Annotated in this window: 15 protein-coding genes; 5 read left to right on the top strand and 10 right to left on the bottom strand. The window is 65.4% G+C overall.

Annotation, left to right across the window (positions count from 1 at the left end):
• Positions 1–87: 87 nt before the first annotated feature.
• The 3 genes from NQ036_RS05360 to NQ036_RS05350 all read left to right on the top strand — a co-directional run bounded on the left by NQ036_RS05360 (position 88) and on the right by NQ036_RS05350 (position 7,091).
• Entirely contained in the window at positions 88–3,723 is a 3,636-nt protein-coding gene (locus tag NQ036_RS05360) for a hypothetical protein (RefSeq protein WP_257057560.1), read from the top strand.
• A 118-nt stretch (positions 3,724–3,841) separates the two neighbouring features.
• Complete coding sequence (locus tag NQ036_RS05355; RefSeq protein WP_257057558.1) at positions 3,842–5,281, top strand: LPXTG cell wall anchor domain-containing protein; 1,440 nt, start codon at positions 3,842–3,844, stop codon at positions 5,279–5,281.
• A gap of 43 nt (positions 5,282–5,324) precedes the next feature.
• The gene (locus NQ036_RS05350) at positions 5,325–7,091 is read left to right on the top strand and encodes an LPXTG cell wall anchor domain-containing protein (RefSeq protein ID WP_257048603.1); all 1,767 of its coding nucleotides are present in this window, start codon (positions 5,325–5,327) and stop codon (positions 7,089–7,091) included.
• A 4-nt stretch (positions 7,092–7,095) separates the two neighbouring features.
• Here NQ036_RS05350 and NQ036_RS05345 read toward each other — a convergent pair whose 3' ends face one another.
• From NQ036_RS05345 to NQ036_RS05315, 7 genes are all read right to left on the bottom strand, one after another.
• Positions 7,096–7,833 carry an ABC transporter permease gene (locus tag NQ036_RS05345; RefSeq protein WP_257048604.1) on the bottom strand — a complete coding sequence of 246 codons (738 nt, stop codon included), beginning with the start codon at positions 7,831–7,833 and terminating at the stop codon, positions 7,096–7,098.
• 50 nt (positions 7,834–7,883) lie between these two features.
• The gene (locus tag NQ036_RS05340) at positions 7,884–9,395 is read right to left on the bottom strand and encodes an ATP-binding cassette domain-containing protein (protein ID WP_257048605.1); all 1,512 of its coding nucleotides are present in this window, start codon (positions 9,393–9,395) and stop codon (positions 7,884–7,886) included.
• On the bottom strand, positions 9,388–10,227 hold the full coding sequence (locus tag NQ036_RS05335; protein WP_257048606.1) for an energy-coupling factor transporter transmembrane component T: 840 nt from the start codon (positions 10,225–10,227) through the stop codon (positions 9,388–9,390). The genes NQ036_RS05340 and NQ036_RS05335 overlap by 8 nt, the downstream gene beginning before the upstream one ends.
• Entirely contained in the window at positions 10,224–11,054 is an 831-nt protein-coding gene (locus NQ036_RS05330; RefSeq protein WP_257048607.1) for a histidine kinase, read from the bottom strand. The genes NQ036_RS05335 and NQ036_RS05330 overlap by 4 nt, the downstream gene beginning before the upstream one ends.
• A 98-nt stretch (positions 11,055–11,152) precedes the next feature.
• The gene (locus NQ036_RS05325; protein WP_257048608.1) at positions 11,153–12,190 is read right to left on the bottom strand and encodes a nucleoside hydrolase; all 1,038 of its coding nucleotides are present in this window, start codon (positions 12,188–12,190) and stop codon (positions 11,153–11,155) included.
• Positions 12,191–12,318: 128 nt separating this feature from the next.
• Positions 12,319–12,561 (bottom strand): YbdD/YjiX family protein, encoded by a 243-nt coding sequence (locus NQ036_RS05320; protein WP_257048609.1) that lies wholly within the window; start codon positions 12,559–12,561, stop codon positions 12,319–12,321.
• Entirely contained in the window at positions 12,558–14,807 is a 2,250-nt protein-coding gene (locus NQ036_RS05315; protein WP_257048610.1) for a carbon starvation CstA family protein, read from the bottom strand. The genes NQ036_RS05320 and NQ036_RS05315 overlap by 4 nt, the downstream gene beginning before the upstream one ends.
• Before the next feature lie 254 nt (positions 14,808–15,061).
• Here NQ036_RS05315 and trpS point away from each other — a divergent pair, with 254 nt between their 5' ends.
• Both trpS and NQ036_RS05305 read left to right on the top strand, forming a co-directional pair.
• Positions 15,062–16,069, top strand: a complete 1,008-nt coding sequence (gene trpS, locus NQ036_RS05310; protein WP_257048611.1) for a tryptophan--tRNA ligase — start codon at positions 15,062–15,064, stop codon at positions 16,067–16,069.
• Positions 16,070–16,115: 46 nt separating this feature from the next.
• Positions 16,116–17,267, top strand: a complete 1,152-nt coding sequence (locus NQ036_RS05305) for an App1 family protein (RefSeq protein ID WP_257048612.1) — start codon at positions 16,116–16,118, stop codon at positions 17,265–17,267.
• Positions 17,268–17,298: 31 nt separating this feature from the next.
• On the opposite strand, the gene NQ036_RS05300 is transcribed toward NQ036_RS05305, so the two are convergent.
• The 3 genes from NQ036_RS05300 to NQ036_RS05290 all read right to left on the bottom strand — a co-directional run bounded on the left by NQ036_RS05300 (position 17,299) and on the right by NQ036_RS05290 (position 21,166).
• Positions 17,299–18,510, bottom strand: coding sequence for a DUF4190 domain-containing protein (locus tag NQ036_RS05300; RefSeq protein ID WP_257057555.1), 1,212 nt, complete (start codon positions 18,508–18,510; stop codon positions 17,299–17,301).
• A 153-nt stretch (positions 18,511–18,663) separates the two neighbouring features.
• The gene (locus NQ036_RS05295; RefSeq protein ID WP_257057552.1) at positions 18,664–19,959 is read right to left on the bottom strand and encodes a serine hydrolase; all 1,296 of its coding nucleotides are present in this window, start codon (positions 19,957–19,959) and stop codon (positions 18,664–18,666) included.
• A gap of 25 nt (positions 19,960–19,984) precedes the next feature.
• Complete coding sequence (locus NQ036_RS05290) at positions 19,985–21,166, bottom strand: serine hydrolase (protein WP_257057550.1); 1,182 nt, start codon at positions 21,164–21,166, stop codon at positions 19,985–19,987.
• Positions 21,167–21,332: the final 166 nt, after the last annotated feature.

Raw genomic sequence — 21,332 nt, 5'->3', positions numbered from 1 at the left:
CGCAAAGCGAGCCTGACCTGGACCTGTTCTATGTTGTGTCGCTTGGCATCACGTACACGAGCACCAGCTCACCTACCGGAGGTTTCCGTGAAGTTCAATCCGATCCCGACCAAGGCCGGCAAGCGCCTGGGCGCGCTCAGCCTGGCCGTGGCCGTCGGCGCCGGCGTCCCGCTGGCAACCGCCCCTATCGATTTCCTGTCTGCTCCCGCTGCTGCGGCCGAGGCCAAACAGCCGCGCCCCGACAGCGGCCAGGGGAAACTGTCCATTGACGGTGAAACAGCTGTCGAAGCGGGCGGCAAGATTACGCTTAAGGGCACCGGTTTCGCCGCAAACGACGAGCTGTCGGTGAAGATCGATGACGGCGCATACAAGCAGGACGGCGATGATGTCATCTACGCCGTTGATTCGGATGACAAGGGAGAATTCACGAAAGAGCTCGCCCTGCCGTCGGACCTGGAAGCCGGCGATCATTGGTTCCGAGTCCTGTCGCCTAATTCTTCACAGCATGTAACGTTCTCCGTTAAGGAAGCAGACGCTCCCGCAGCTGAACCCACCATCGACGTTCCCACTACGGTTGCCGAAGGTGGCAAGCTCAAGGTCACCGGCAAGAGCTGGCTGAACGAGAAGCCCAATGCCAATGGTCAGATGGCGCCGACCATCGCGTTCAAGCTGGACGGCGGTCAGGTCTGGCGCACCGGTGACATCGACGTCGACGGCGAGAAGATCGAGGTCTACAAGGATGCCGACGGTAATGTCCTCGACGCTCCCGAAGACGGAACTGCAGGCCCCGGCGATCTGAAGCGCGGTAGCGTCTGGGCTGCCATCAAGGCCGATGAAAAGACCGGCGACTGGTCCATCGAGATCCCGATGCCCACTGCGGACAACTCGACGAGCGAAGACCAGCAGGAAGACGCCGAGGAAGCTCCTGTCTCTGATAAGTGGAAGGAAGGATCGAAGCACACCCTGCAGGTCCTGTCCGGAAGCATCGTCGAAGGTGACGTGAGCAAGCCCTCTCGTCACACCTTCAACGTGACGAAGGCCGAAGATCCCTCGGAAGAAACTCCTGTTGCCGAAGACGTGACCGACGAGGTCAAGAAGGCCCAGACCGCCGTCGCCGACGTCCCTGGCACCACGGCCAAGGACTCCAAGATCGCGGGCAAGGAAACCTCCTTCGCACAGGGTCTGTACCAGACGGCGTTCTCGAAGAAGAACAATGCGGTCTACGCGACTACCGCTGTGGGTCGCCCTCCGGTCAAGGAATCCAAGCTGGTCAAGCTGGACGCGGACTCGCTGAAGGTGCAGAAGGCCGTCAACGCGCCGATCGACGCCAAGGCCACCGATAAGGAAGGCAACCCGCAGGAGGGTGCCCGGTACGCGATGTACGGTGTGGACGTCGATGAGGCGAACAACACCGTGTGGGTGACCAACACCCGCCAGAACACGGTCGCTGTCTACGACGCAGACACGCTGGAACTGGTCAAGCAGTTCCCCAAGGACTCTGCTGCGCACGGTCGCGACGTGCAGGTCGATGAGAAGGCCGGCAAGGCCTATGTCACGATCGGTACCGATGGCATCGCGGTCTTCGACACGAAGACCCTGAAGCAGCTGGACACCATCAAGGTGGAAGACAACTTCTACACGATGTCCATCGCCTTCGACGCAGCCTCGCAGACCGCTTACATCCCGAGCATGAACTCGGCGCGCGTTGCCAAGCTCAACACGGCCAACGGCAAGCTCGACTACATGGACATCCCGGCGACGGTCGAGTCGGCTTCCGGCATCGCCTTCGACCCGCAGTCGAAGACCCTGGCGATCGCATCGCAGGCTTCCGCGGATACGTCCGTGGTGTTCATGAACGCCGAAAACGGCGAGCTGATCAAGTCGGTCAAGCTGACTGCCCAGGATGCTGACGGCAAGGATGTCGCCGCTGGTTCGCTCAACGCGGCCTTCGACACTACGAAGAAGCTCTTCTACGTCTCCAACCGTGCCGCCGGCACCGTCACGGTGTACGACAACCAGGGCAACGACGTGCAGACGCTGGACGCGCTGAAGAACGCCAACCACGTCATGGCAGATGGCGCTGGGCATGTCTTCGGCGTCAGCAAGGGCGGCAACCGCGATGGCGAGTCCAAGGACCTGCTGCAGCGTTTCGAAGCCGCGCCCATCGATTACGACAACCTGACGGCAGAGGACGCGACCGACGAGGTCAAGCAATCCCCGGTCGTGGACGTTCCTGGCACCACGGACGAGTCCTCGAAGATCATCGGCAAGGAGACCGCGGTTTCGCGTGGCTTCTACCAGACGGCGTTCTCCAAGAAGAACAACGCGATCTACGCGACCACGGCTGTGGGTCGCCCGCCGGTTAAGGAATCCAAGCTGATCAAGCTGGACGCTGACTCGTTGCAGGTTCAGAAGGCAGTCAACGCTCCGGCGGATCCGAGCGAACGCGGTGACCGCGCCGGTGCTCGGTTCGCCGTCTACGGTGTGGATGTCGATGAGACGAACAACACCGTATGGGTGACCAACACCCGCCAGAACAGCGTCGCCGTCTACGATGCGGACTCGCTCAAACTGATCAAGCAGTTCGAATCCGGATCCGCCGCCCACGGTCGCGACGTGCAGGTCGATGAGAAGGCCGGCAAGGCCTATGTCACGATCGGTACCGACGGCATCGCGGTCTTCGACACGAAGACCCTGAAGCAGCTGGACACCATCAAGGTGGAAGACAACTTCTACACGATGTCCATCGCCTTCGACCAGGCCTCGCAGACGGCCTACATCCCGAGCATGAACTCGGCACGCTATGCGGTGCTGGACACGGCCACGGGCAAGGTCGCCTACAAGGACATCCCGGCCAAGGTGGAAACCGCCTCCGGAATCGCCTTCGACCCGAAGTCCAAGACGCTGGCGATTGCCTCACAGGCCTCGGCAGACACCTCGGTCGTCTTCGTCGACGCTGAGTCCGGCAAGCTGATCAAGTCGGTCAAGCTGACTGCCAAGGACGCCGACGGCAACGAAGTTGCCGCTGGTTCGCTCAACGCGGCCTTCGATGCGAAGAGCGGCTGGTTCTACGTGTCCAACCGTACCGCCGGCACCGTCACGGTGTACGACGTCAAGGGCAACGAGGTGCAGACGCTGGACGCCCTGAAGAACGCCAACCACGTCATGTCTGACGGTGAAGGCCACATCTTCGGCGTCAGCAAGGGCGGCCCGCGTGAGGGCACTCCGGCACCGGGAGCACAGGCTGAGGGCGACGAGCCCGATGCTCGTGACCTGCTGCAGCGGTTCGAGGCCAAGGCCGACGACTCGCAGCCGGATCCGGATCCGAGCGACGAGCCCACGGACGAACCGACCGATGGTTCCGGTGACGACAACGATTCGGGCGACAACGGTGGCTCGGATGACGCCAACGGTTCGGGCGACAACGGTGGCTCGGATGACGCCAACGGTTCGGGCGACAACGGTGGCTCGGATGACGCCAACGGTTCGGGCGACAACGGTGGCTCGGATGACGCCAACGGTTCGGGCGACAATGGTGGCTCGGATGACGCCAACGGTTCCGGTGACAACGGCGGTTCGGACAACGAAGCCGGCGATGACAACGACGGCAAGCTGCCCGTGACCGGTGCGCAGATCGGCGCGGCGATCGCCGCAGGCGCCGCCCTGTTGATCGTCGGTGGCGCAGCGGTGACGATCTCGCGTCGTCGCCACAAGGAAATCTGACAGTCGGTTTTGCTGACGCGGATTGACTGAAGTACCGCAGGCCCGGGGGAGCGATCCCCCGGGCCTGGGGTGCATGTAAACACAGACAGCAAAGCGGTTCATCGATGGAAGGACAGCCGTGAAACTGAAGAACATCTCCGGAAAGAAGCTGGGGGCAATCGTCCTCGCCGCCGGATTAGGCCTGGGCAGTACCGTGGCGCTGAGCACGAGTGCTTTGGCTGTCGGCGATGAAGCGGGTAAGAACTGTGGTGCGCCTGCAGGTCAGCCTGGTGAGCTGACGAATGATGGGCATTATTACTACGCGACGTGCGCCGATGGTGCGACCGTGACGATTCCGATGAAGGTCAAGATCGGGCAGCCTCTGCATCTTGAGGGTACGGGCTTCACGTCGAAGAAGGGTGAGCCGTCGTTCATCGCGCAGAAGTACGATGAGGGCGGTGGCTACCGTCCGACTAAGAAGCCGCTGGATCCAGATGGCCTGGAGACCTTGCCGACTGACACGATGGATGCTTTCCTGTCTAACGAGGATGGTTCCTGGTCGCATGATTTCGAGTTGTTGACTGCGGACAATAACAAGAAGAAGGTCGAGTGGAAGGTCGGGGAGAAGCACTCGATTAATCTGCTGACCGGTTCGATTGTGGATTCGGACAATATCCGTGGTGTGCGGGTCGAGTTTGAAATCGTTGCCGACGAGCCGGACCCGGAGCCCAGCGAGACTGCGACCGAGGATCCGACTGAGCCGGAGTCCCCTGAGCCCAGCGAGACTGCGACCGAGGATCCGACTGAGCCGGAGTCCCCTGAGCCCACGACCGATCCGACCACCGAGCCCAGCGAATCGGCCAAGCCGACCGAGGATCCGAAGCCCACGGACGCCCCGGCAGAGGAGGTTGCCCTGACGGCGACGCCGCAGAAGATCTCGGCGAAGGACTTCACGAACAAGGACAAGGGCGTGAACCTCTCCGCCACCGGGCTCAAGCCCGGTGCCGAGATCACGTTCAATGTTGCGCGCACGGCCGATGGCGTCAAGCCGATCACCGAGACTGTCACGGTCGACAAGGACGGGAAGGCCCAGTGGATCGTCTACGGTACGGATGCTGCACATCCTGAGAGCTACGTCGGCGAGTACAAGGTCGGCGTCGAGTACGACTCCAAGGACGAAGCACTGGTCAAGGCCTTGGACAAGAAGAACCTGTCGACCTCGTTCACCGTGACCGCCGAGGATCCGAAGCCGGGCGAGGGCGATGACAACGGCAACGGTGACAACGGAGCCGATGACAATGGCAACGGTGATAGCAGTGCCGGTGACGACAACGGTTCTGGCGACTCCGGTAACGGGGACAGCGGCGCCGAGGATAACGGCTCCGGTGACAACGGCTCCGGTGACAACGGTTCGGATGACTCCGCAGGCAGCGATGATTCCACGGGCAATGACGACGGCGACAATGCCGGGAACCTGCCAAAGACCGGTATGGAACTGACCGCCGCAGGCATCGGTGCGGGCCTGCTGCTGGTCGGTGGTGTGGCCGTGATGGTCTCCCGCCGTCGCAAGCAGGACTGAGCAAGAAAAACGGAGTCCACACGGCACCGTCGAAGGGAAGAGAATGAGAAACACGAAGCTGGGAGCTCGACTGGCCGGAGCCGGTCTTGCGCTGGCGCTTGCCTTGGGCGGTGCCGTGACCTTGGGTACGAGCAGTGCTTTGGCTGTGGGCGATGAAGCGGGTAAGAACTGTGGTGCGCCTGCAGGTCAGCCTGGTGAGCTGACGAATGATGGGCATTATTACTACGCGACGTGCGCCGATGGTGCGACCGTGACGATCCCCATGAAGGTCAAAATTGGTCAGCCTTTGCACATTGAGGGTAGGGGTTTCACGTCGAAGAAGGGCGAGCCGTCGTTCATCGCGCAGAAGTACGATGAGGGCGGTGGCTACCGTCCGACTAAGAAGCCGCTGGATCCGGATGGCTTGGAGACCTTGCCGACTGACACGATGGATGCTTTCCTGGCTAACGAGGATGGTTCCTGGTCGCATGATTTCGAGTTGTTGACTGCGGACAATAACAAGAAGAAGGTCGTGTGGGAGGTCGGGAAGAAGCATACGATCAACCTGTTGACCGGTTCGATTGTGGACTCGGACAATATCCGTGGTGTGCGGGTCGAATTCGAAATCGTCTCTGAGATGCCCGATGATTGGCCTGCGCCAAATTGGCCCAAGCCCGAGCCGTCTACTGGTCCGAGCACCGACGCCCCCACATCTCCGGCACCTTCCCAGAACCCATCGTCTGAGCCAACGGAATCGACGAAGCCGGATCCTAAAGCGGTTCTGACGATCGATCCGAAGGTCATCGGCACCGATGAGTTCGTGAATAAGGACGCTGTGCAGCCGACCCAGACGCCTTCCTCGGCTCCTACCAATGACAAGGCCCCGGGGAAGACGGAACCTGCGGGCGAAGCCACCACTTCGGCGGGTGAGACCGATCCCGCAGGGGGCGGCTCCAAAGTGCTTCCCAAGGCTCAAGCCGCGGCTGCTGAAAAGTCCACGGCGGATGCCTCCGATACCGAGTCGGCGGCCGCGGAAAAGGTTCCAGGTGTGCTCGTCACTCTGACTGAGCAGAAACCGGGCGATACCGTGACATACGATGTCGTTTCGCCTGACGGAAAGAAGGCCCTGTCCAAGGCGGTATCCGTCGGCAAGGATAAGACTGCCTCCTGGAACATCTTCGGTGTACTCTCCGCAGAGAAAACCGCGGACGATCTGGTCGGCAAGTACGGTGTCAATGTCACAGCCGGCGGTAAGTACTATACGGATACGTTCGAAGTGGTCAAGGGTAAGACCCCGTCCAAGGTCGAAGCCAAGTTCTCGCTGACCCCAGAGACACTCGGCACCGACGACTTCGTAAATCAGGACAAGGGCGTATCCGCAGAACTCACTGAGCAGGAATCCGGCACTTCGGTTACCTACACGGTCAAGGGTCCGAAGGCCGTCAAGCCTTCGAAGGCCAAGAAGATCGACGTCGGAACCGATGGTGTTGCCAAATGGAGCATATTCGGTAACAACCCGGCGACTCCTGAAGCGTATGTCGGTACCTACACGGTCAATGTGACAGCTGGGGGCAAGACCTACAAGGGCAAGTTCGAGGTCGTTGGCGATGAGGTCGTCGGGGATGACGAGACCGACGGCACCGATGGGACCAACGGCTCGGACGGCTCCGGTGATGCGGGAGGCGATGATCCGCAGGCCGGTGGTGAAACCGAGACCGGTGGGGACCTGCCGCGCACCGGCATGGAACTCACCGCAGCCGGTGTCGGACTCGCACTGCTGTTCATCGGCGGAGTGGCCGTCATTCTGGCCCGTCGTCGCAAGCGCCAGTAGGCGATTATGCGGGGCGGCGCAGCGGACGCCGCAGCCCCGTCACCACGGTGATCGCGGTGATACTGCCCGTTGCCAGCAGGCCGGCCAGGACCAGAATCTGGAACTGGCCGGCCTGCAGTGGTGACAGGCCGCCGAAGATCGCCCCCACGAAGGCCCCTGGCAGTGTCACCAGCCCTGTGGTCTTCGCCTGATCTGTATTGGGTACCAGCGCATTCGCCACGGCCAACCGCGCGATCCGGCGGACCGCCTGGGCCTCGGTCGCGCCCAGTGCCAGCCAGGCCTCGACTTCGGCCCAATGGTCGGCCAGCGACTGGCGGTAGCCGCGGGCGGCCAGGGTGGCCACCGTCATCGACCCGCCGATGATGATCCCACCCAGGGCCAGCAGATACCGTGGGGAGAACTCCACCGCGCCACTGCCGAAGATCACCAGCAGACTGGTCAGCGCACCACCTGCCATCGCCGTCCCCATCACCGCCACGTGGTGGCCCGACCAGCCGATCCTGCGGGTCGCGGTCGTCCAGGCCACCGTGAACATAACCAGCAGGGCCGCGGCGATCCACACATAGCTGGTGATGACCGTGCCCAGGATCAGGCTGATGAGTGCCAGCTGAACCGCCCCGCGCACCACCGCCCACAGCTGGGACCAGCGGGGCGCTCCCTGAAAGACGGACAGTAAGACGGTCGTCAAGACTGCCAGGACCACCACGGCGATGATCACGTGGAGGGGACTGGTGACGCTCATGGGTGCTCCTGGGAGGTGGGCATGCCCCCTATTCTCACAGGCAGCCGGTTCTACACCGCGCCCAGGTCCACCCGGTGCGATGACACGGTAGCGGCCCATCGATGATCGTGGGTGGTCAGGATGACGGCCCCGCCCGCCGCGCTGAACTCCTCGACCAAAGCGGTCAGCGCGATGATCCCGGCCCGATCGCGGCCCAGGGTGGGTTCGTCGAGCAGCAGAATCCGCGCCCCCAGCATCAACGCCGTGCCGATCACCAGGTCCTTGCGCTGCGCCGGCCCCAGATCATGGGGATGGACGTCCATCTGATCGGCCAGGCCGATCCGTTCGGCCACCTGCTCGGCCTGCTGGACGCGCTGGGCCCTGGCCTCGGCCCGCTGTTTGCGCGGCAGGCGAGGCAGCGGAGTGGCGCGGACCAGTTCGGCGTGCACACTCGCTGTGGACAGCTGGGCGGACGGATCCTGTCCCACCCAGGCCAGATGGGCCGCGCGCAGATGGGCCGGCAACTGTGCCAGGTCGAGGCGTGAGGGACTGAAGAGGATGTGCCCGGACACCCGCGCTCCGGTATCGAGGATGCCGGCCAGGGCCCGCAGCAGGGTCGACTTGCCGATGCCGTTGGGTCCCTCCAGGGCCAGCACCTGGCCCGCGCCCAGGCTGAGACCCACCTGATCGAGGATCGTGTGTGTGCCACGTGAAACGGTCAAATCCTCAATGCGCAGAAGTGGTTCTGCCTGTGCAGCGTTCGCATCCCCGCCGCTCGGACCCAGCGGCCCCGTGGGGGAGAAGTCTGCAGCTTGGGCCGGGCCGGCTACGTCCGCCTCCAGCATGCTCCAGACCCCGTGGTCCGCCAACAACACGTCGGTGGGTCGGCCGGAGACCTCGCCGGTGATCCGACCCGCCTCCAGGAACAGCGTGCGGCCGGCCGCGGCGGTGACCTCGTCGTGTTGATGGCCCGTGACCAGCACAGAACCGCCGCGCGTGCAGTGTTCGCGCAGGATCCGCGCCAGGCGCGCCCGGCCCACCCGGTCCAGGGACAGGGACGGCTGATCGAGCACCAGGGTGACCGGCTCCAGGGTCAGCAGGCCCGCCAGCGCTGTCAGCTGGCGTTGCCCACCGGACAGGGTATCCAGTCGGCGGTCCCACAACTCCGTGATCCCCAGGCGTTCGCACTGGGCCGCGGCGCGTCTGCGCGGCTTGGCCCCACCGTGCAGGCGCAGGGGTAGCTGGACCTCGTCGCGGACCAGGCTGGTCATCCCGGTCAGCTGGGCCTCCGGATCGTCGCCGAGCATTGCCGCCTGGCCAGCTGGGACGCCCACCGGGATGCCCCAGGCCGGGTGCCGGGCGACCGCCTGGCCCGGACCATCGGTGAAGCCCTGCCCGGCGGAGGGTTCCTGGTGGGGTTCGGGGTCGATCCCGCAGGCGCTCATACACACGGTGGACAGGCCGGCGCCGCGCGGACCCAGCACGGCCAGGTATTCGCCGGGCCGCAGCACGATTCCGATGCCGGCCGCTGTGCCCGCTGCGGCGTTCGGTGCTGTGCCGGAGGGCGTGGATGGTTCAGACACCGAGGACCTCCAGAATCCGGGTGGCAGTGGGCAGCGGCAGCAAATGGGCCGAGGACGCGATGATGAGGGCCAGCACCAGGACCGGCATGATCCACCGGCAGGCGCGCTGCACGGGGGAATCGGCATGGTCCTGCAATGATCCCGGACGCCGCGCTCCCGGCCCCGACACATGCCCCAGCCCACGCTGGGCCAATGTCACCTGACGCTGATCCATCTGCACCAGCGCACCGGTGAACAGCGCGGCCAGGAGTCCCGGCAACAGCGTCAGGCGCACGCGCAAGCGGGAGGTGTCCCAGCCTCGGGCACGGTGGGCGGCCAACAGCGCGCGCGTCTGCGCGCCCAACTGCCCTGCCAGGCCCAGGGCGGACGCGCAGACCTGCGCAATCCGCACGGGCACGCGCAGTGCCACCAGCGCGTCGAACAGCCGCGCGGAATCCGAGCCCAGGGCGAACAGTGCGCTGACCGCCACGGTGCCGGCCACCCGCAGCCACAACTGCACGGCGATGGCCAGGCCCTCGACCGTGATGTGCGCGGGCCCGGCGCTCCACAGCACCGTGACCCGCTCACCGGGATAGAACAGCCCTTGGATGATCAGCGTCATCACCAGTACGGGCAGGGACACGAACGCCAGGGTCGCAGCCCAGGTGCGCAGGCGCACGGAGCGGGACGCGGCCGCCACGCAGCCCGCCGCCACGATCACGGCGGCCGGCACCAGCGGCGATGACACGCCGAACACCAGGAACAGGGCGCACAGAGTGGCCAGGACCTGGGTGGCCGGGTGCAGGCGCGGGGCGGTCGTGGGAGTGCTCGCGGGGGCGGGCTGTGGCGTCACCGGTGCGCGGTGCGCTGGGAGGCGCCGGCCTGCTGGGAGGAGGCACCGCCCCGCTGGGAGAAGCGGGCGTAGGGTGCCTTGCGCAGGATCCGCTGGGGCAGGGAGCGCAGGACCAGGAACGCCAGCAGGAAGATAAGCGCCTTGTCGATCGTGTCCGAGGCCAGGGACTGGATGGTGGTCGCGTTGACGACCTCGAGGCCCGCGGCCTGCAAGGTCGCGACGACCCCGCCGGTGCCCACACCCAGGCCGCCGCCGTAGATATAGGCGGCCACTGGCGCGCCGATCGCCCCGGCCGGCACACCGACGATGAGGCCAGCGATGATGGCGGTCCAGATGCGTTTGAAGGCCCCGGTCCGGGCGGCCCAGCCGGCTGCGGCGCCGGCGAAGGCGGCACCGGCGGTGAAGGCGATGGTCGACGGGCCCAGGGTCAGGCCCCAGATGAGGTTCGACAGGATGCCGGTCAGCGCGCCGGCGGCGGGGCCGGCCATCACGCCCACCAGGACTGAGCCGATCGAATCCAGATACAGGGGGATGGGTAGCTTGCCCACGATCTCGCCGAGCACCACGTTCAGGGCGATGGCCACGGGGATCATGGCGAAGGTGGTCGCGGGGATGAAGGCCAGGGAGCCCGCCGCGATCAGCACGCCACCCAGCAGATAGCCGCACATGACGCCCAGCGCTGCGCTGCCCAGGTCGGTGGACAGGGTGGCCGGCTGGGTGAGCAGGACGGTGATGTAGGTGCCGATGATGACGGCCGCACCCAGGCCGATGGCCACGAGCGACCAGGTCCGGCGGGCCGAGGAAGGGGCGGGGCTCGAGGTGTTCACTGAGGTGTTTTCTGTGGTTTCTCCGGGACCCGTCGGTGCGGCGGGCCCCTGCCCAGATGCGCTATCGGTGGGCCGGGGGTGGGGTGAAGTCGACATGGTTATGCCTTGGGTCCTTTGCCTAGGGTGGTCAGAAGATGGGCGATGAACGACTCGGAGTCGATCGACCGGATGATCTCCAGGTTGTCGGGCCTATCCCAACGTCCCAGCCAATCCGCGACGGTTTCGCCACGTGTGAGTGTACCGGTCAGCTCCACATCGGCGGCAGTCGTGGCGGTGCGCGACCAGGGGATGGGCGCGGGGGCCGAGGCCGCGGGGGCGGAGTGGGCCCAGGCGAGTGCCGCTGCCACCACGAAGGGATCGTGGATGTGGGCGAGATAACCGTGGCCGTCCCACTGGTGGAACTCGAAGTAGAACTTCAGTGCCTGCGCCAGCTGCTCGAGCCAGGCGTGCCAGCCGGCCCCGTGCTCGTAGCGCAGCACCATGTTCAGCCGCTGCGGAGTCATGACCACGGCCTCGGTCGCCTCGATCGGCGCGATGACCGGCAGCACGGGCGCCTTGGTGCCGAACTCGCGGATCACCCGGGCGGTGGATTCGGGATCGAAGGTGACGTTCCACTCGGTGGTCGGGTGGGTGTTGCCGCGGTAGTTGAAGGCCCCGCCCATGATGAACAGGCGGCGGACCAGACGGGGCAGTTCGGGCTCGATGTCCAGGGCCAGGGCCAGGTTGGTCGCGGGTCCGATCACCACACCGATCAGTTCCCCCGGATGGGCGCGTGCCGCATCGACCCAGGCCTGGGCCGCGGACACCGGGCTGGGGGCCGTATGTTCCGGCAGCTGCGCATAGCCGGCGCCGGTGGGGCCGTGGGTGTCATCGGCGTAGACGGGATCGCCTGTGCGCTCGCCGGACAGATGGGCCAGGGGCAGGTCCGAGCCCGGGTGGACGGGGGTGGAGGTGTCGCCGGCCAGGGCGAGCCAGCCCAGGGCGTTCGCGGTGACCTGGGCCGTGGGCACATTGCCGCCGCTGGCGGCGACCCCCACCAGGTCGACATCGGGCCGGCACAGAACGTAGCCCAGGGCGATGGCGTCGTCGATGCCGGGATCGCAGTCCAGGAACAGGGGAATCTTCGGTGCGTGCATAGCCTCTATTGTGCCTGGGGCCTCCCATATCCTCCCTGGGGCCTCACAAACTGCGCCGACCCGTCAAAGAAGTGCGAATCCCCGGAGGAAGTTCGAACTTTTTTGACGGGTCGGCGGGAGGGCGGGTTCTAGCAGCAGCGGGCCTGGGGCTCGCGGTCCTGGCGGTCCGTTTTGTCCCGCCAGTATTCGCGTTCGGTCATCGCCCCGTGGGAACAGCCGTGCCTGGCCACATAGGCGTCCAGGTAGTGCTTGTAGCCGTTCTCACCGGAGACCTCGCGGGCATACCACAGGACGAACCCCGCGGCCCGGCCCACCCGGGCCCACGCCCGGGCGAGCAGGGAGCGGAAGCTGGGCGTGGCCTCGGCGCTCATGCGCCGTGCCCGTCGTGGGTCTTGATGCCGTGGGCCACGTTGTACTCGTCCCACTGGGCCTGCAGTTCCTTCTCCGCTTTGGTGTCGATGAAGCCGGCGGCGGCGAAGGTCTTGGTGGGGGTGAAGGGCTCCTCACTGGTGGGCAGGGAGCCGGCGCGGATCGCCTGGTAGCTCTTGATCAGCGTGACGATCACGACCAGCACCACGATGACCGCGAACAGCACGGACAGTGAACCCTGGATGAAGGTGTTGCGGACAACGGCCTCCATCGCCTCGACGCCCTTGGTGGTGCCCAGTTCCGTCTTGCCGTCGGCCAGCGCGTTCTTGTACGTGAAGTGCTGCGACCAGTAGCCCACCGTGGGGCGGGAGTCGAAGATCTTCTGCCAGGACGCAGCCATGGTCACGGCCAGGTCCCAGACCAGCGCGATGCCGGGGATCCACACATATTTCGCCTTGCCCATCTTGCACACGATCGCGCAGACCACGGACAGGGCGATCGCGGCCAACAGCTGATTGGACAGACCGAACAACGGGAACAGCGTGTTGATGCCGCCCAGGGGATCGGTCACGCCCATCAGCAACACGCCGCCCCAGGCCGCGATGACGATCGCGGTGGTGATCAGACCACCGGGGATCCACGAGGGGTTCTTGAACGGCTTGATGAAGTTGCCCAGGAAGTCCGAGAGCATGAAGCGGCACACGCGGGTACCGGCGTCGATCGTGGTCAGGATGAACAGCGCCTCGAACATCACGGCGAAGTGGTACCAGAAGCTCATCATGGCCGGCCCGCCCATGACATTGTGCAGGATGTGCGCCATGCCCATCGCCAGGGTGGGCGCGCCGCCGGTCCGGCTGATGATGGTGTTCTCGCCGACGTCCTTGGCCGCCTGGTCCAGTTCCTGTGCGCTGGTCGACACATGGTCCAGGCCGAGGTTGTTGTTGACGAAGTCGGCGGCCGTCTGCGGGGTGCCCCCGGTCAGCGGTTCGGCGGCGTTCATCGCGAAGTAGATGCCCTTGTCCAGGCTGACCGCGGCCACCAGGGCCATGATCGCCACGAAGGACTCGGTGAGCATGCCGCCGTAGCCGATCAGGCGGATCTGCGATTCCTTCTCCACCATCTTCGGCGTGGTACCCGAACTGATCAGCGCGTGGAAGCCGGACAGGGCGCCACAGGCGATCGTGATGAACAGGAACGGGAACAGCGCACCGGCGAAGGCCGGGCCCTTGTCGTTGAACGCGAAGTCCGTGACGGCGGGCATCTGCACGACGGGGTTGACGATGATGATGCCGATGGCCAGCAGCACGATGGTGCCGACCTTCATGAACGTCGACAGGTAGTCGCGCGGGGCCAGCAGGACCCACACGGGCAGGATCGCGGCGAAGAAGCCGTAGATCATCACGCACCACACCAGGGTGGTCTTGTCCAGCAGGAAGAAGTCGTGCCAGAACGGGCTCGCGTTGACCCAGCTGCCGCCGGCGATCGCGGCCAGCAACAGCACGATGCCGATGATCGAGGTCTCCAGCACCTTGCCGGGGCGGATGTAGCGCATGTAGACGCCCATGAACAGGGCGATCGGGATGGTCATCGCGATGGAGAAGACGCCCCAGGGGGAGTCCGCCAGGGCGTTGACCATGACCAGACCCAGTACCGCGATCAGGATGATCATGATGAGCAGGATGCCGATCGAGGCGATGATGCCGCCCACATTGCCCAGCTCGTCACGGGCCATCTGGCCCAGCGAGCGGCCATTGCGGCGGGTCGAGAAGTACAGCACCATGTAGTCCTGCACGGCACCGGCGACGATGACGCCCAGGATGATCCACAGGGTGCCGGGCAGGTAGCCCATCTGTGCGGCCATCACGGGACCCACCAGGGGGCCCGCGCCGGCGATCGCGGCGAAGTGGTGGCCGAACAGCACGCGGCGGTCGGTCGGGGTGAAGTCGCGGCCGTTGTTGTTGACCTCGGCCGGCGTCGCGCGTTTGGGGTCGGGCCGGCAGATCTTCCACTCGATGTACTTGCCATAGAAGCGGTAGGCGATCAGATAGCTGCCGACCGCGGCGGCGATGAACCACGAGGCGCTCAGGTTCTCCCCGCGGACGAAGGCGATCATCACCCAGCCGACGGCGGCGATGAGCGCGATGACGACCCACAGGACGATGCGCCCCGGGGTCCATTTGGGTTTCTCGATGACGGCGACCGGTGGGTGGTCGTCGTCGGTCTTGACGTATTCGACGTTGACGGACATGGTCTGTGCTCCTTCGTACAGCGTCCGATGTTCTTGGTTGTGTCTGCGCCCGTTCAGGCTGCGGGTCGGTCCTTGTGGGATATGTGCCCGCGCGAAGGCGGCGACGGGGCGCTGGTGGGATGGTGCGGCCCGTCGTGTGCCGTTGATTCTAATCGTTCACACAGCTGAGTCACCAGCAACACGCAGGGGTGTGAGGCGAGTCATGGTCTGGCCTCGACTCTGGGCGTGTCCGTGCCAGGTGGCAGAATGGGACCATGACGGTAAGTGAAACCTCTCAGCTCCCCCGGTCCCTGTCGGGTATCCAGGCGACCTCCGACTCCCTCCATCTGGGCAACTACATCGGCGCCCTGCAGCAGTTCGTGTCCCTCCAGGAGGACCACGACGCTTTCTACTTCATCGCGAACATGCACGCGATCACCGTCGACCAGGACCCCGCCCAGCTGCGGGAGCGCACGCTGATCACCGCCGCGCAGTTCATCGCCGCCGGCCTGGACCCGGAACGCTCCACCCTGTTCGTCCAGTCGCAGGTGCCGCAGGTCGCGCAGCTGAGTTGGATCCTCGAATGCACCGCTTCGCTGGGGGAGGCCCAGCGAATGACTCAGTTCAAGGACAAGTCGGCCAAGGGCGAACGCGTGTCCCTGGGCCTGCTGACCTATCCGGCGCTGATGGCAGCTGACATCCTGCTGTACCAGGCCGACATCGTCCCGGTGGGCGAGGACCAGCGCCAGCATCTGGAGCTGACCCGCAACCTGGCCGAACGCTTCAACACGCGCTTCGGAACGACCTTCACGATCCCCGAACCCGGGATCCCCAAGGACACCGCGAAGATCTACGATCTGCAGGACCCGACCTCGAAGATGAGCAAATCGGCCAAGAGCCCCGCGGGCCTGATCAACATCCTGGACGAACCGAAGTCCGTGGCCAAGAAGATCAAGTCGGCGGTCACCGACGATGGCACCGTCATCGCCTTCGACCGTGATGCCAAGCCCGGTGTGTCGAACCTGTTGGGCATCTACTCGGCGCTCTCGGGTGAGTCGATCGACGACATCGTCGCCCAGTTCGATGGCAAGATGTACGGTCACCTCAAGGTCGCGCTCGCGGATCTGGCGGTGGAGAAGCTGACCCCGGTGCGGGAGCGGACCACGGAACTGCTGGCCGACCGCGGCGAACTCGCCCGGATCCTGGACGCCGGTGCGGCCAAGGCCGCGGCCATCGCGGACGTCACCCTGCGCGACGCCTTCACCAAGGTCGGGTTCCTCTAAGCCGGCCCGGCGCCGGCAATAGGGGAGGACCGTGGGGAGGAATGCGATGAGTGCGCACGAACAGGATGGCACGGAAGCCGTTGGGGGAAGCGGGTCCGCGCCCGAGTCCGGAAAACAGAACCGCAGCCTGCCCCGGCTGCCCAAGCTGCCCCGGACGGCGCGCCGCGGTACGGGCCCCAGCAATCTGGCACCCGAGGTCGCCCACACCGCCGCACGCGTCGAGGACGGCTTCCACTCCTGGGCCAGGGGCCGGGCCTACAAGTCGGGTTGGCAGCGCACCGTCATCGCCTATGACTCCTATGGCTCGGAATCCTCGATGCGAGTGTTGGCCCGTATGGTGCTGACCAAGGACGGGCAGCCGGCTGCTGACCGCGAGGCCTCGATCAGGGGGTGGCGGTCCTTCGTCAACGTGCCCCTGGCAGAGGAGACCGCCTGGGTCCGCGTGAACGGGGTCGAGCACATGGTGACCTCCGACCGCGGCGGGGTGATCGACGCGGTCATCCCCGGTGACTTCCGGCCCGGCCACATCGACTTCCAGATGTGGACCGAGGGTTCCAAGATCGACACGGCCACGGCCACGATCGTCGGGTCCGAGCAGCGCTTCGGGATCGTCTCCGATGTGGACGACACTGTGATGGTCACCCACTTGCCGCGGCCCATGCTGGCGGCCTGGAACAGCTTCATCCTGTCCGAACACGCCAGGTCTGCGGTTGCCGGAATGTCGGTGCTCTACGATCGGCTCATCTACATGCGGCCCAACTCTCCCATGTTCTACCTGTCCACGGGGGCCTGGAACGTCGCACCCACGCTCAAGCGCTTCCTGTCGCGCAACCTGTATCCCGCCGGCCCCCTGCTGCTGACGGACTGGGGCCCCACGAACACCCGGATGTTCCGGTCCGGGGTGGAACACAAGCGCAACTCCCTGGAGCGCCTGGCCCGGGAATTCCCCCATATGAAGTGGCTGCTGGTGGGCGACAACGGGCAGCACGACGAGGAGATCTACGCCGAGTTCGCGGAGAACCACCCGCAGAACGTCGCCGCCGTGGCGATTCGCGAGCTCACCCCGTCGGAGGCGGTCTGGGTGGGCGGTGTGTCCAAGTTCGAGGGCCGCGGCGCCGGCGTTCCCTGGGTCTACGCCCCGGACGGCGCGGGTCTGGCCTCGAAACTGACCGAACGCGGGATCATCTCCGGGATTTAGCGGGTTCTCAGGGTGATCTAGGGGCCGCCGTCTACAGGCCCAGTTCGCTGCGCAGCTGGGCCAGGGCCACGAGCTGCACAAGGAAGACGATGAGTCCGATCGCAAGCGACGCCCAGCCGACGATGATCGCGGTCAGGGCCATACCTCGGCCGGCCTCGCCCGTGCGGCGGATCTGTCCCAGCGCTACGTAGTCTAGGATCAGTCCCAGGGCGCCCACGAACCACACACTGATGACCGAGGCCGGGGCCAGGCCGTTGGTCCGTCCCGTCGGGTAGCCGGTTGGGTACGGGGCGGCTCCCGGCACGGTTGCGTCCAGTGGGCTGGTGGGCACTATGCCCGTGGCGATGGTGCCGCCGGGTGCGGCCGTGACGCTGTCCCGGTAGGAAGCTGCTCGATTGGAGATAGCCCGGTCCGCTGCGGCCCTGCTCAGACCCAGCCGACTCCTGGCCGTCGATGCCTGGAGTTCGTGGACGCCCTTGGCCAGCCAGGCGGATCCGGCGAAGAAGAGCAAGTAGAAGGTGACGGGTATGAACGGTGAGACGCCCATTCCATGGCCCAGGACCGGGATCATGTAGATGACGATCTCCTCCGGCATTGCCATGGCCAGGAGGTAGGAGAAGATCAACGTGTAGAACACAGAGAAACTGACGCTGCCCACGACGATGGCCAGGATCGATCGTCTACGGATGACCAGCCAGGCGGCTATGGGGAACATGGGAGCGACCATGTTGATGATGACCAGCCGGAAGTCCCCGCTGGTCAGAGCGAGGGTTTCGCGTAGGTGGATCTGGAATAAGGATAAGAACGGCTGCACTGCATATCCGAACGCCAGAATCCCCAATGCGATGAGTTCCATCTTGTAATCCCGGGGGAGGACGACGGTGGCGAGGGCGTATGTGCCGAGGGCCAATGTGCTGAAGACATAGCTGCCCGCCACTACGCCCAAACCATCAAGATGGTCACCTACGACCAATTCCACAACCGGGGTCAACCCCAGTCTGACGAAGTAGAACAGCGCCACCGTCAGGGCGATCCCGCCGATCACCCTCCACCAGTAGGCGCCCCAGGCCAGGGGGACCAGCCGGGCGGGCTCGGAGGTCAGCCGGGCCAGGTCGATAGCCGACTCGGCGGGCATCGCCGCAGGCCCGGGATAGGGTTGCGCGGCGTAGCCCTGTGGTTGCGGCGGGTACAGCGGCGAAGCGGGGAATTGTGGAAACTGACCGGGCTGTTGCGGGTAGCTCATAGGCGAACTCTATAGTCGGTCGCAGGGAGCCCGGCCTGCTTTTCGGGGGCTACCGCGTACAGTTATTTCAATTTTTTCATTCCGCACACAGGCCGAGCAGTCGAGTCGGGCCTGCAGCACGAGTAAGCCGGCCGGACCGGATCCGGCCCGGTCTCAGTGGCGGCGGGTGCGGGAGGCCCGGCGCATCCGTTTGCCCAAGATGAAGCCGATGCCCAGCACTACGATGACCAGCATCAGTCCGCCACCCCACAGGGCCGCGGAGTCTCCGAAGACGCGGTTGTCGGCCGGGTCCTCGGCCGCGGCGCCCGCAGGGTTCCGGGCCGTGGGAATGGGGCCGACTTTGGCGACCGACTGGTCGATCGCCTCGAAGTCGATGGTGTCGACCGGTGTGGGCGAAATCTGTTTGAAGGCCCAATCGAGCATGTCGATCGCCGGTTGCCGGGGCTGGTCGGTGGCTTTGAGGATCGCTGCGACGAAGGTCTTGCCACCCCGTTTGACCACTGCGACGAACGAGCCCCTGGCCTTGATCGTGTAGCCGTTCTTCAACCCCAGGCCGCCGGGCACCACGCCCGCGATCTTCGTGTGGTTGGGAACCTCCATGAATGCGGGGGTCCCGGTGAACGTCTTGCCGGACTTTTTGGCCTTGGCCTGTTTCTTCGCCTGCGCCTTCTTCTGCTTGGCGTCGAGCCCGGTATCGAACTTGTAGTTGGTGGTGCCCGCGACCTGCATCAGGTACTTGTTCTGTGTGAAGTGCTTGGCCAGCACCACCAGGTCGTGGCAGGTCATTGCCTGGCCCTTGGCGTCGAGCCCGTTGAAGGTCTTGGCAGTGGTCCCCGTCATCCCGATGGCACGCGCCTTCTTATTCAGCAGTGCCAGACCCTTGGCCTGCCCGCCGGCCGCCTGACCCAGGGCGTAGGCCGCGTCATTGGCGCTCATCATGAGCATGGCGTGGAACAGGGAGTCGATCGTATAGCTGTGCCCGGCCTCCAGGCCCACCCTGGTGCCGTCGACGTTCTCCTCGGCGCGGGTCGCCTTGTACTTCTTCTCGCGATCGGCTGCGGTGGGGAACTGGTCGATCAGCGCCAGGCCGGTCAACAGTTTGAGCACGGAGGCCGGCCAGAGCTTCTTCTCCGGGTCCTTCTCCGATAGAACCTGCCCGGAGTCCAGGGAGGCCACCATCCAGGACTCGGCCCACAGCCGCGGTGCCGCGCTGCCATCGGCGATCTTGGGGGTGACGTACATGCCCTGCTTATCCCGTTTGCCCTCCGGCTTCGCACTGGTCGTGGCCTGCGGGTCCGGCTTGGGCACTGCCTGCGCCGGAGCGGATCCGAGCGAGCCGAGGGCCGTCAGGAGCAGGGCCAGCAGCAGGCAGAGTGCCACTCGGGCCGACCGGAGACGGGTCGGTTCCAGGGTCCGACGCCGCGAGTGGTTCAGGGAATTGCGCAACACAGGCCGATTCTACGGGGCGGACGGATTATTGGGAGACACCGCCCGTCAGATGGTTGGGTCCGGCATTGTCGTCGGTGGTCCCCGGGGAGAGCGCCGGCGCCTTGGACGGCGTGGGGGTGGGCTTCGGTTTCGGCTTCGGTTTGGGCTTCTGCTCGAGCTTCTTGAAGTCGACCTTGCCGACGCTGGCGGACCTGTGGGTGAAGGCCCAGTCCAGCATATCGATCGCCGGTCGGCGGGGCTGGTCCGATGAATGCAGGATGACGACCACATAGCTCTTGCCACCGCGCTTGGCCACGGCCACGAAGGTGCCCAGGGCCTTGGAGGTCCAACCGTTCTTCAGGCCCTGCCCACCCTTGATGAAGCCGGCGATCTTGGTGTGAGAGTAGATCTTCTGCGAGCCCGAGCGCTTGGATACGACCTGCTTGCCGCCCTTGGTCTTGTACTTGACCCCGCCCGGGAAGGTGTACGAGGTCTTCTTCACCACGCTCATCAGGTACTTATTCTGCGTGAAGTGCTTGGCCAGAACCATCATGTCCTTGGCGGTGACGTGCTGGCCGGGCGCGTCAAGACCGTTGGGGGTCTTCGCGACGGTGTTCTTCATGCCGATCTGCTTGGCCTTGGCGTTGACGATCGCCATGGCCTTCTTGGTGCCGCCCGCACCCTGGGCCAGGGCCTGGGAGGCGTCGTTGGCGCTCATGATGAGCATCGCGTGGAACAGCTGGTCGGCGGTGTAGGAGTAGCCCGCCTTGACGCCGATCTTCGTCGGTTCGACCCCTGCAGTGGCCTTACTGATCTTGATCCGGGTCTTCTTGTCCTTGTAGTAATCCGCCAGGCCCAGCGCGGTCAGCAGTTTCAGCGTCGAAGCCGGACGCATCTGGTCGTTGCGATTGCACGCGGCCAGGACGTTGCCCGTGTCCAGACTGCCGATGATGTACGAACTGGCATCGACCGATGGCACACCGCGAGGTTTGGCGGCCTCGGCGGGATCGGGGGCGTGGACGGCACCGGTGACCAGCACGATCGCGGTCGCCAGGCACGCGGCCAGCCAGGCCAGGCCGCGGCGGCGGGCGAACGTGTCACGGGCAGCGAGTCCGCCGGCGTCCGAGGCGGCGCTACCCGAGGTGCGGGTGCCGCGGGTGGCGGCAGGGGCCTCGGCGGCGGGGTCGGAGCGGACATGGCTGCGCTGTGTGTAAGGGGGAAGACTCACGTCCCCGAGTCTAGGACGGGGTGGCGTCCGGGTGTTCGAACCCGCCCCGGCGCGCCCCGAAACCCACAAACCACTCGGTGGTACCCGAGTGGCTCCACAAAGACAGATGTGGCCCGAAAACTCATGAGTTTTCGGGCCACACGTGCATTTGTGGAGCCACCCGCGC

The organism is Brevibacterium sp. 91QC2O2 (assembly GCF_024580695.1).
Classification (GTDB): Bacteria; Actinomycetota; Actinomycetes; order Actinomycetales; family Brevibacteriaceae; genus Brevibacterium; species Brevibacterium moorei.
Note: the sequence above shows the minus strand (reverse complement) of the source record. Positions and strands in the feature narration are given on the sequence as shown.

What these genes read in the sequence shown, in the direction of transcription:
- NQ036_RS05325 (WP_257048608.1), bottom strand. Translation starts at nt 12,190, where the DNA reads ATGCACGCACCGAAGATTCCCCTGTTCCTGGACTGCGATCCCGGCATC.
- NQ036_RS05320 (WP_257048609.1), bottom strand. Translation starts at nt 12,561, where the DNA reads ATGAGCGCCGAGGCCACGCCCAGCTTCCGCTCCCTGCTCGCCCGGGCG.
- NQ036_RS05350 (WP_257048603.1), top strand. Translation starts at nt 5,325, where the DNA reads ATGAGAAACACGAAGCTGGGAGCTCGACTGGCCGGAGCCGGTCTTGCG.
- trpS (WP_257048611.1), top strand. Translation starts at nt 15,062, where the DNA reads ATGACGGTAAGTGAAACCTCTCAGCTCCCCCGGTCCCTGTCGGGTATC.
- NQ036_RS05345 (WP_257048604.1), bottom strand. Translation starts at nt 7,833, where the DNA reads ATGAGCGTCACCAGTCCCCTCCACGTGATCATCGCCGTGGTGGTCCTG.
- NQ036_RS05300 (WP_257057555.1), bottom strand. Translation starts at nt 18,510, where the DNA reads ATGAGCTACCCGCAACAGCCCGGTCAGTTTCCACAATTCCCCGCTTCG.
- NQ036_RS05315 (WP_257048610.1), bottom strand. Translation starts at nt 14,807, where the DNA reads ATGTCCGTCAACGTCGAATACGTCAAGACCGACGACGACCACCCACCG.
- NQ036_RS05305 (WP_257048612.1), top strand. Translation starts at nt 16,116, where the DNA reads ATGAGTGCGCACGAACAGGATGGCACGGAAGCCGTTGGGGGAAGCGGG.